Genomic DNA, 11517 nt, shown 5'->3' with positions numbered 1-11517 from the left:
AAATTCCGATAAGTTTACAAAGGAGACACTCACTATGAGCCACAAAAAACTACTTCTCAATACACTACAGACCAACGCCACCACCATCGGCTTATCGCTAATGCTTTGTAGCCTCTTCGTAGCCTGCGGGCCCAAGAGCACCAAAAAACAGGACGTGCGGCAAAAACAAAACAGTGCTGCTCTCGACGCCAAGCAGCCACCGACGACACCCAAAACTGAGCCGAAGCCTGCTAATCAAATTCCATCTAAGGATCCGGTAAAACCAGCGGAGAAACCCATTGTCACCGAGACACCCGCGCCCAAGATCAATATCGCTGGTGCTTGGAAGTCTGAATGCGCTAACAATGAAGACGACGAGACCTCGGAAGCCTGGATCGATGAGTACAATGGTGTTGAAGCGATCAACTTCAACCTCCACTTCTCGGACGAAAACTGCCGCACAGGTATTTACATGATGAAAACAAAAAGCACATTCGTCATTGGCCCAGCCTCGACCAAGGTTCCCGGCGCCTTCGCTTTGGACGCCAAAATTGTGAGTGTTGAACTCATCCCCGCCAACCAAGAGGGCGCCGACGCGTTGACCGCGTTCTTTGCCGATAACGCCGTTTCAAACTGTGCCGCTCTCGTATTCACAGCAAAAGTTGCAACGAACGTGACCTCTTGCAACCTCGTCCCCACTAACCACTTTGATCTAGTCAAGGTCGACGGGGACCAACTCAAATACGGGGATTGTAGTGATACTAAACTCTGTGCTTCGACGGAGACTAGACCCACTGTTTTGGACACCATCACTTATCAAAAAGTAAAATGATCCTCATTTAGTGAACGCGATGTCCGTCCAAACGCATGTGACTGACTCCACGGCGCTAAGCACGATCCTACCTAATTTAACTGCCGCACCCTCCCCGACTTTTCCGGAGGGTGCGCGCCTCATAATCAAACAGTCATCGGGCCCTAAAGTAAACGATGACCGCGCCGTGGCTAACATGCTGCCGCTGAGCACCACTAGGATACTGGCAGCGGATGCGACGTCTTTGGTCAGAGTCTCGCTAGGCCGCAAGCGACACACTTCAGTGTGTCCCTTGGCGTCGTCACGACGCACCATGAGATTAAGGTCGCTAGCGGAGTCGCCATGGAGACTACCGTAAGTCGGCCAATCGCCGCTGAAGACGTGGGGCACCTCAATCGCGAGATCCGCTGTCCCGTGGACTCCGTGATCAAGACGCATGCGGCCACCAGTCAGCTGGATGATGTGGCGCTCGTATCCTGGAAATGCGGAAAAAGGACCAGACGCATTTACATATGCCTTGCTCATGCGCCAGAGAAAAGGCTCAACCAGAGTCACACCTGGCGGCTCGATCGCTAACTGCGTGGTCTTGCCGCCGCCGTTCTTCCACGGAGTCGTTACGTAGTCGCTAGCACCCAACTGAACGATTTGCATTAAAGAATCCATTCGCTTTGCAAAGACACCAAGAAAAAACACCCTAATCACTGGTGGTTAGAGCCGTTACTGCGACTTAGGCGTTCACTTTGTAAACGATCATTGCATTTAACTATCAATATTTATTCATTAAATTCCGATAAGACCCCAAAGGAGGTCGTTATGACAACGGGACCTAAACAAACCAGCCGCACCCGCCAAGCCATGGTCACCATACCTGGACTCCTGCTGCTACGCAGTCTGCGCATGAGCTACCGCCGCCCTCGTTTAGTGCTCGCTATATTTGCGCTCACGATTATCAGTCTCCTTCCCGGACTAGCGCAACTCAAAATCCTACTCTCAGTGACCGACAGTACTGCCGCGGACTCTGAACTTGGGATCAATCAAGCGCGCAAGAGGGCAGCCTTTGCCGGAGATCAAGAGCTGACCACGATCTTTCAACGCCGCGACCACGGCATGCTCAACGAGCAGGATCTCTGCGGTATTCGCGCCTGGGTACGTAAGATTGATTTTGCCAATCAAGACGTCCAGTTTATTAATTCACCCTTTACCGCGCGCTACGGTGCGGAGACACCTCAGACGCTCACCTACCCCCTCGCCATTAAACTTAACTGTGAGGACCCAAGCACGAGCGTCTATCCTTTGAGCGCCGTCATGTCCGCGCCCCTGATCGGCACCTTAGTGGCTGCCAATCAGAAATCCCTATTGGCAGTGATCTACCTGCGCAACACGCCGGGTGGCAGCAAATTTGGTTCGTTTGACCCTAATGTGGTTGCCGCACTTGAGACGGATCTCGCGCAATCCTTCCCTGCAACTCATACCGTTAGTTATAACCTCGCCGGCGGTGCCGCCTTCAAACTTGAATTTCTTAAGAGCCTCATGCGTGATCAGTGGGTTAATTTTCTGGTGCTAGTGATCTTTTGTGTAGGATTTCGCGTCCTTTTTGGTAGCTGGCGAGGATCTTTACTGCTTGGTGCGAGCCTCGTCGTTGCCAATATCATGCTGTTCTCAGCCATGGGCGCAGCAGGTGTCCCGATTGATATGTTGACCAATAGTATCTTCACCATCGTCGCACTCGCATCCATCGAAGACTTTGTATTCCTAGCCCAAATGACTCAGGAAAATGGCAACACCGCTGATTGGCGCCAGCCTTTCCGCCGTCTCATGCTGCCGTCTTTTTACACCTCCCTCAGTACGGTTATTGGGTTTTTGTCTTTGTGTCTCTCGGACATCGTATCGATACAGCGTCTTGGCCTCTGGGCCGCGATTGGTGCCGCCTTGGAATTCGTCATCGTCTTTACCGTGATTCCAGCTGTATTGACGCTACTTCCCCGCATGAGGTCATGGACCAAATGCGAAAGCACCGCCGTTGCCCGCACGGTCCACGGCATTTGTCGCACACGACTACCAAGGTTAGCCTGTGTGGCACTCATCGCCTTGGTACCGCTTGCGACCGTGGGCATAGGTAAACTTGAGGTACGCGATTCGCTGACTGATGTTTGGGACGCGCAGCACACCTTTAATCAAGCTGTTGCTACACTCAAAAAGGACTTCGGTTGGTCAGCTGCGATCGACCTGGTTCTCCCTGTGGGCGCAGATCTCGAAAACGCCGAAAAAATTATCGCCAAGATAGGCAAAATTAACGGCATAGTTCGCGTCGAAAGCCCTTCGGCCTACGTAGCCTACGCCGCTCGTAACTTAAGCTATGAACGGTTCATGCTGATGCAGCGCGAACTCATGCTCGCTGACGGCACCAGCTACTGGTATGCGAAGTCTCATCAATTAATGCGCGTCAGCATCTTTGTCGAAGATTCGCAGCTTACTAGCCTTGCGCCGCTTATTCATGAGGTCAAAGACATCTGCGCCCCTTCAAGGTGCTTTGTGACCGGGGATCTAGTCGCCTACGCAGACTATGCCGCAAAGGTCATCGACACTTTAACCGAGAGCTTTATTTTCAGTCTTGTTCTCGTCGCCCTGCTGCTTCTGTCGCTGGCTAGAGCGTTGCGCATGACAAAACCTGCGACCATGATTTTTGCCTCGATGTGGGGTCCAGTTGTGTTACTCGGGATTGGACCCTGGATCTTCGGCGGTCTCAATTTTATCAGCTGTGTTTTTGCTGCCGTCTTAGTTGGCCTAGCAGGAGACAGCAGTATCCAGTACATGTTTAGCAGTCGCCTTGGCGCAATTTCCCAGGGCATATCTCAAAGGAGCACCGCCTCCGTTCAGATGACTATATTGGCTACTTTGGGCTCGTTGGCTTTTCTGGTGTCTGACTTCGCCCAGCCACGCACGCTCGGTCTACTTTCTGCGGCTGGATTCATCGCCCTAGTCGTCGGCGACCTGTGGCTTCTGAAAACGCTCACTACGTGGGTACAACACTTGCGATCTTCTGATCAAGCGACGCGCTTCAATGCTAGCAGCGTGCAGTCATCGTCGGCCTTGTCGGACCCCATGATTTCGTCGTAAGCGGCAAGCACCAAAGTCCGCAGCTCGCCATCGTCTTTGGCCGCTGCGACGATCTTCTTTAAATCGCTGAAACGTTGGCGACTGCCACTAGTCGCTCCATTTTCAATCAACCCATCGGTGATCATAAGCAAGATATCACCTGGCTTAAAGTCAAAGCGCACCATCGAAATCTCTCCAACAATGCCAAGGGGCGATCCCACGCTATACAGTCGCTTAACTACACCATCCGTCTTAAGGTAGAGCGGCAGATGTCCGGCATTATGGTAGATACCTACACCATCTTTCATATTAATGACGACAAATCCCATGGTCATCCACAGGTCAGTCTTTAAACCCGAATTGGCGACGGCACGATCGGTCGCCCTGATGAGAAGCTCGATGCAACGCTCGTCAGATAAGCCCGGGAAATGCGCCAGCAGTGCATGCACTGACGAGACTGCGCCCGATACAGCACCAGTCACAAGTGCTGATGGAATACCGTGGCCAGTAACGTCACCAATCTGCAAGAATAACCGCTGATGATCGGCGTCATATTGATAGCCATACCAATCGCCGCCGGTCTCCTCAGCAGCAATATAGGCGGTACTTATGGAAATACCAGGTATGGTCGCGGGACTCGGCAGCAGAGCCGTCTGAACAGCCTGGGCTGCGCGCATCTGCCCTTCGAGTCTGACGCGCTCACGCATATCAGTCGCATGACGAATATTTCGAAGTGAGATGGCCCCTTGCGCAGCTAATAGACCCAAGGTTTTTAACCTTTCAGGGGTAAAAGCTCGCGCGGCCAAATCGTTTTCGAGATAGAGAATACCAAGAAGCTCTCCCTGCCCCTGGATCGGGATACAAGCCAGAGATCTCACACGAGCACTTGCAAAGTAAATATCCTGACGAAATTGATGCGACTCACTGCAATCAGTAATGGCCACAATCTCTTGCGTACGAGATACGTAATTTATAAGGGATAGGGCGACATTCTCTGACAAATCCCGGGCATTTTTTATCTGCCGGTCGGCGCTGAATACCGATCGGTACCTAGCCTCAATATGCGATCTGAGTTCTGCCCCATCTTTGAGAAAAATATGTCCACGGGTAGCTCCGGCAGTATCAAGCGTAATCTTAGCCAGGATATTTATCAGCTCCTCCATATCGAGTACTCCGGAGATGGCCTGACAAGCTCTAACTATACTCTCGAGGTCAAGATGATCGACCCGGTTCAACGACGTGGTGACAGCATTGAGGTTGGGTGCCGCCAGTTGACTGAAAGACATGTCCCAATGGATATCTGGGAATTGGGATTCGAGCAGCCGCACCTTAGCCGTCGCGCCCCACGCTGCGTAAAAGTGATGCGCCTCGCGTATAAGTTGTGTCGCTGATGGATCACCTTGGCGCATACTAAAGCGTCCAGAACGCTCATAGGTTAAAGCCTGCGCTGGAAAAAAACCAGATTCGGCCGCGAGCCGTCGACTTTTCTGATAGGCATGAAGCGCCGCAGCTACTCGACCTTCAAGTCTGGCCACTTCAGCCACCAAGAGGGGAAAGATCCAACCAAAGCTACGAGGATTGATACGACCTAGTCGTTTATAAAAACCAAGCCCGGGGCGTAATTGACGGAGGACGCTACGATCAAAAGTATCGGGATCTTGATTAGCTAAAATAGCAAGGGCCGCAAACATGCGAGCCTGAACAAAGGGCATGCCCGTATTTTCTACAGACCATATATAGGGACGCGCTATTTCGTCTTGCCGGACCGCTTGGGCATAGCGATCGTTAAGGAAATTATAAATGATATACAAACTGTAGTAATTGAAACGGGCCGCCGCCGTTTGTCCCTCCAGAATTTTTTCGACCTCTGCACGATCGTTGAGGAGTGGAACAAAAGCAACCGGCTTCGCTGTCAGTTGTCCGATTAGTTGGCAGGCAACTCCTAGATTGAATTGCATCTGGCGTTGCTGATAGCGACGCACTAACTCATAATAAGCGTTAGCAGTTTGACCTAGATGACGCAAATCATCCCAACAATAGATCTTATTGACTATGGACAAAAACAAAGCATTACAGCCCCACTCCAGGTCCCCATTGGCCAAAGAAGAATGCGCCAAACCATCCAATGCATCCATTTCCTCTCGCTTAGCGTCCTGCCACGCATTTACAAGTCCGTAGGCGATGATGGCCGTACGCAGATAACCCAGACCATAGCCTCGATCTCGGGAAGTCTTGACCAACAAATGGGTCAAATTGTGCGCTGCGCTGTATTGTTTAAAGGTCCCTGCCATAACTGCTGCATAGGCAGCAATACCGTTGGCACCACTTTCACTCATACCGTGTACTACGGCGTGTTCCGTCCTCTTAACTAGAGATAGGGCCAACATGTTTTTATCAACAAAAAATGCCGCTCCGGCAATCTCGGCGTATAAATCAGATATCGCCAAGTGGCGCACATCCGTCAACTCTTTCAGTTTATGTATTTGACCGGTTATTCTTCGATTAAATTGTAATTTTAATTTAATGAGCTGGCATGCCACTCGGATAAAACCCGGATAACGCGGCAAGGGTGCACCGAGTATGGCCAAGCCAGCACAACTCACGTCAATAGCCTCAACGTATCGCCCCATTTGTCGCAGCGCACTTGCCATAGCTATGTAAGCCGGCGCTACATCAACTGCGCTGACTGATGTTAATGACCTGATTTTGGCAAAATACGACTCCAAGTTAGTCGACTGACCGGCATTGTAGCCAATTTCTACTAAACGCAAATGGAATTTAAGTGATATTTCTGGATGATCTACCCAGCCATTTTCACCAAGAGCCCTTAGCCCCATTTCATAGTAGTTAAAGGCATCTTCGTAGGCTGCTGTGCGGACGGCCTCGTTTCCGGCGCGGAGACATAAATCCGGCAAGTCCTTCCGTTCGTTAGCTGGGATCACAGAAAGGGCTGCATATAAATGATTGGCAGCGTCCAGCAGAGCCCTGGTTTCGCCGATACCTCTGTAATAGCGACCAATCGCTAGGTGCGCCTCCTTGATCGCGTCATCAGTTAAGATCTGGACCGCAGCCTGCTGCAAGCGATCGTGGGCAAACCGAAAACGCGCCTCTATCGTGCTGTCTGCCGTGTTAAGTAAGCGGTAGTTGGAATCCAGCGGTATAATCACCCCACGCTCGATGGCGACACCCAGAGTCCTACCCAAATCATCGCCTCTAACCTGGAGGACCTGACATAAGGCTGCGATAGAAAACTCAGCACCAAGTAGCGCGGCATGAGCCAAAGCCCGCGCACAGGATTCTGGGAGAGTGCGTAATTGCAATGTAACTAGCTCTAAAACATTCGCTGCAAGAGGGACTCTTTGGGAATTGGCGTTGTCGTAAACAAAACGGCTCAATTCATGATTGAATTTTATAATCCCGTTGTCATATAGGGATTTCAACATTTGCGTAACGAAATAGGGATTACCTGCAGTGCGGCTAACAAGCAAAGAGGCTAAAGGCCTAGCATCGGTGGCATCCATATGCAAAGTGTCGTTGATAAGTTGCTCGACGTCACACAACTCAAGTGGATTTAGCTCCACCTTAGTAAAGGAAACACCCCTGTCTGCCAATAAATTCAACGTTATCTGCGCCGGATGATGATCATCGACCTCCCGATCACGAAAGGCGAGGATCACGGTTAATGATTGCTGCTCCGCTTGAGTACTCAAAATCTCAAGAAGTTTGAGAGACCCCCCGTCTGCCCACTGAAGGTCATCGAGAAATAGCACTAATGGCTGATTCGGGACCGTCAAAGCCCTCAGAAAGGCTTCAAACATCACCCTGAGGCGATTTGAGGCCTCAATCGAAGGCAAGTCTTGCACCTCAGGTACAGCACCTAATAAGGTCCCAAGTTCAGGTATGACATCAACGATGACTTTAGCCTGCGCCCCTAGGGCTGTCTGTATGCGATCACGCCACCAATTCAGTTTGTCAGCTTCCATAGCTAAGAAATGCGAAATGAGCGAACTCAACGCTTGAATAAATCCCAGATAAGGGGCGTTGCGCAAATACTGATCAAACTTGCCTTTGGCATAAAAACCGCCTGAAGTAGCAATCTTCTGGTGCAACTCGTTAACAAGCGATGATTTGCCGATACCAGAGGCACCGGCAACGAGCACTAATTCAACGCCACCATGAGTTGAGCGATCAACGGCTTCCGCCAAAGTCCGCAACGCGGAATCGCGCCCATATAGCCTGGAGGGAAGCACAAAATGGCTGTGGTGATCTTTGCGCCCCAGTGGCAAATCACGTGCCGCCCCTGCAGCGCAGGCCTTGAGATCTTCCAGTAAGCCAACCATCGTCTGATAGCGCTCGTCAGGTTCTTTACTAAGCATTTTCGCCACAATCCGGCTTATCAAGGGCGGAATATGCGGATTGACCTCGGTCAAATCTGGGGGCGTTTTCGCAACATGAGAGTGAATAAGTTCGAGGGGATCTAAGTTGAGAAAAGGTAATCTACCGGAAAACAAACGAAAAAAAGTCGCGCCCAGGGCATAAATGTCACTGCGATGATCGACAGGCCGATTCATGCGCCCAGTCTGTTCGGGAGCTACATATGCCAAGGTACCTTCGATGAGTTTGACCTCAGTCGAAAATGCCTCTTCTTGCGTCAGTTTTGCCGAGATACCAAAATCTATGATTTGAACCTTCTGAAAATCGTCGCTCACGACGATATTGCTTGGACACAAATCTTTGTGGATGATGTGATGTTGATGCACGCGAGCCACGGCTGCAGCAATGATCATGGCAAGGTTTAGGATGTCCGCGATTTCAATATTCTCTGCCAAAGCGCCATCTAGGGACCGTCCGCCCATATCCTCCGTTACAATTGTCCAGTAACCATCCAACGATAAAAGGTCTAGGGCTCGGGGCACACAGGTATCATTTATATCTCTCATCAACTGATATTCACGCCGGAACCGAGCAAGGTCGGCAGCTGTGGGAGATTTCGTGATCATCCGTTTGAGAATGACCGCTACTCCATCACTGTCGCGGATGGCTCGCATCACCTCGGTATTGGTACCCGAGAACACTTTATTTTTTTGCGTAAATCCGCGCAGCTCAAACCTCTTTCCATGAAACGCTTAATCTACTGATCCAGACTGCGAAATCACGCGGCCTTTTTACGGGCCTCATGCGCTACAAGCATCTCGCTGACAATAACCTCGAGTTGTGAAGCCTTTGGCGGAACTATTAACGGTGGCGCCACATAGACTGATATTGTGCGGTGGGTAGGCTTGGGTATTTTCTTCATCGCGGGACCATTTTTACGGCTAAAAAAACTCCCCCAAAGACCTCCGATCGCCATAGCTATGACTGGTACAGGATCAGCGGCCAAGATGCGTTCCACCCCAGGCTTAAAGGCGTTCAGCTTGCCATCATGGGTAATCATGCCTTCAGGGAATATGCAAACTACCTGATCGTCGCGAAGAGCATCCGATATGGCCAGAAACGCTTTCTCCTTTACTTCAGCTGACTCTTTGGCTGGAGCAATGGGTATCGCTTTACATAATTTGAATATGAAATTGACGCCCTGTGCAGCAAAAATCCTGTGGTCCATAACAAACCGTACCGGTCGATTACAAGCAGCAGTAATAACAAGCCAGTCTATAAAACTGACATGATTGCAGACGAGCAATGCTGCTCCCCGACGCGGTAAATGCTCACGCCCATCATAGCGCAGGTGATAAATCGTGCTGGCAAGCAGCCAAAACCCAAATCGCAGGGCGAATTCAGGTACTAGCGCAAAAATATAGGTGCATACAGCCAAATTAAGGACAGCAATGGTGAGGAAGATCTCGGGCGTTGATGCTCCTAAATTATAAAGCACCATGGTCATCAATGCCGAGGCCACCATAAACAGCGAATTCATGAGGTTATTGGCTGCGACTATACGTGACCGATAACGCTCATCACTACGTTGTTGAATCAGAGCATATAGGGGCACGATGAAAAAACTGCCAAAAAGGCCGATACCGCCCACATCCATGAGGAGCCTGATCGGCGAAAAGTCACCGCGTGTCTCAAGAAACGCACTCAGACCGACTAAATCGCCGGCTGGTGGATAGGTCATCAGGAACAGATCAAGGCAGAACCAAGTCATGCCTGCGGCGCCAAACGGGACCATACCAATTTCAACGTCCCCGCGTGACAGGCGTTCGCAAAGCATCGAGCCAACTCCGATGCTAATGGAAAAAGTGGCTAATAGTAGGGTAACAATCTGTTCGTTGCCGAACAGCACGAACTTAGTAAAGCTTGGCAACTGGGCCAAGATAGTGGCACCAAAAAACCAAAACCAAGAGATCCCAAGTATCGATAGAAATACGGTCTTCTGCGCCATCGCCAGGGACATGAGATTCTTGGTCTCAGGTAGCGGGTTCTTAGTTAGTTTGAGCTGAGGATCTGACGCCGGGGCCTCGGGAATGTAACGGCTAAACCACCACCCGCAGACACTCACGGCCAGAATTGCCGTTGCCACGTACTGATGCCCGTGTTCCAGCAGCAGTCCAGCACTGATAGTACCGAGCAGAATGGCGAGAAAAGTCCCCATTTCGACCAGTCCGTTTCCTGCTATCAGCTCGTCCTCTGCAAGATGCTGCGGCAGGATACTGTATTTCAACGGTCCAAAAATGGACGAGTGGGTTCCGAGGAGAAAGAGCACCCCGAGCAAAAGCTCAAACTTGTGCAAATAGAGGGCTATCGCCCCCATCGCCATGATGCCAATCTCAAACACCTTGGTGTACCGGATCAGCATCGACTTCTCGAATTTATCGGCTAGCTGCCCGGCGATGGCTGCAAAAAGGATAAAAGGCAAGATAAACAGGCCTGAAGCCATGTTTATGAAAAATCCCGACTCGGCCTCGGACGTCGCACGCAACGCGATGAAAAGCACCAGGGCGTTTTTAAACAGATTGTCGTTGAAGGCACCGCAGAATTGGACCCAGAACAGGGGAGCGAATTTTCTCTGACCGAGTAATTTGAACGTATGCACAGCTTCCTCCCGAGGCGAATCCTTGGGGAGCTATCGGAAGGCATTGCAGCAAAGTTTAAAAATTAAGCGGCGCTCACAACAATCTCAGCGTGTTACGGCCACATAACGCACGGCGATATGACCATCGGAAGCTCAGAGACTCTCCAGATCACCCTGACCAACCAGAGCTTCTCGGACGATCGTGGCCATAAGAGCCACAAAATCACTGGCCGCGTTGAACATTGGTTGCACCACAATTCTTGGTGACACCCTACCAAGGCGACGCGCCTCTTCCGCCAAGCGGGCAGGTTCGTCAACGCGGTGATCGTAAAGGGTCTCTAAACTGTCGACGGTGAATGACACTCCCCCGTTGATGAGGACACCACGGCAGTCACTGGCTGCCACCGCGGCTAACGCTTTGTCGGTGGTTGGCTGTGTCCATCGGATGAAAGGAATCTCGTCGTGGTTTTGGTAGCCATAAGATACCCGGTGGGCACCGTAGCTCTGTTTTAGCTCATCAATCACGCGCATGACCTGCGGCACGTAGGGATCGCCTTCTTTGACCAACCTGTCGACCAGCCCATGCAGGGGCAAGAAGATGCACACGTCCTCTGCATCG

At 51.0% G+C, this 11517-nt stretch carries 6 protein-coding genes; 2 read left to right on the top strand and 4 right to left on the bottom strand.

Annotated features, from left to right (window positions below):
- Positions 1 to 34 precede the first annotated feature (34 nt).
- Entirely contained in the window at positions 35 to 811 is a 777-nt protein-coding gene (locus FJ146_17860) for a hypothetical protein (protein ID MBM4253837.1), read from the top strand.
- 3 nt (positions 812 to 814) lie between these two features.
- On the opposite strand, the gene FJ146_17855 is transcribed toward FJ146_17860, so the two are convergent.
- A complete protein-coding gene (locus FJ146_17855) occupies positions 815 to 1453 on the bottom strand; it encodes a HutD family protein (protein ID MBM4253836.1) in 639 nt (212 codons plus the stop codon).
- 150 nt (positions 1454 to 1603) lie between these two features.
- Here FJ146_17855 and FJ146_17850 point away from each other — a divergent pair, with 150 nt between their 5' ends.
- Positions 1604 to 3907 (top strand): hypothetical protein, encoded by a 2304-nt coding sequence (locus tag FJ146_17850; protein ID MBM4253835.1) that lies wholly within the window; start codon positions 1604 to 1606, stop codon positions 3905 to 3907.
- Here the strand turns inward: FJ146_17850 and FJ146_17845 are convergent.
- The 3 genes from FJ146_17845 to FJ146_17835 form a co-directional block, all read right to left on the bottom strand.
- Positions 3835 to 8937, bottom strand: coding sequence for a GAF domain-containing protein (locus FJ146_17845; GenBank protein ID MBM4253834.1), 5103 nt, complete (start codon positions 8935 to 8937; stop codon positions 3835 to 3837). The genes FJ146_17850 and FJ146_17845 overlap by 73 nt on opposite strands.
- A 101-nt stretch (positions 8938 to 9038) precedes the next feature.
- Positions 9039 to 10919 carry an MFS transporter gene (locus FJ146_17840; protein MBM4253833.1) on the bottom strand — a complete coding sequence of 627 codons (1881 nt, stop codon included), beginning with the start codon at positions 10917 to 10919 and terminating at the stop codon, positions 9039 to 9041.
- Between the two features lie 132 nt (positions 10920 to 11051).
- Positions 11052 to 11517, bottom strand: a 466-nt coding sequence (locus tag FJ146_17835; protein ID MBM4253832.1) for a ferrochelatase, incomplete at its 5' end; no start/stop codon positions are given.

It is taken from the genome of Deltaproteobacteria bacterium, from assembly GCA_016874735.1.
Classification (GTDB): Bacteria; Bdellovibrionota_B; Oligoflexia; order Oligoflexales; family CAIYRB01; genus CAIYRB01.
This window is presented reverse-complemented; position numbering and strand designations above follow the sequence as displayed.

Coding starts and splice junctions, on each gene's coding strand:
- FJ146_17860 (MBM4253837.1), top strand. CDS start 35: ATGAGCCACAAAAAACTACTTCTCAATACACTACAGACCAACGCCACC.
- FJ146_17855 (MBM4253836.1), bottom strand. CDS start 1,453: ATGGATTCTTTAATGCAAATCGTTCAGTTGGGTGCTAGCGACTACGTA.
- FJ146_17850 (MBM4253835.1), top strand. CDS start 1,604: ATGACAACGGGACCTAAACAAACCAGCCGCACCCGCCAAGCCATGGTC.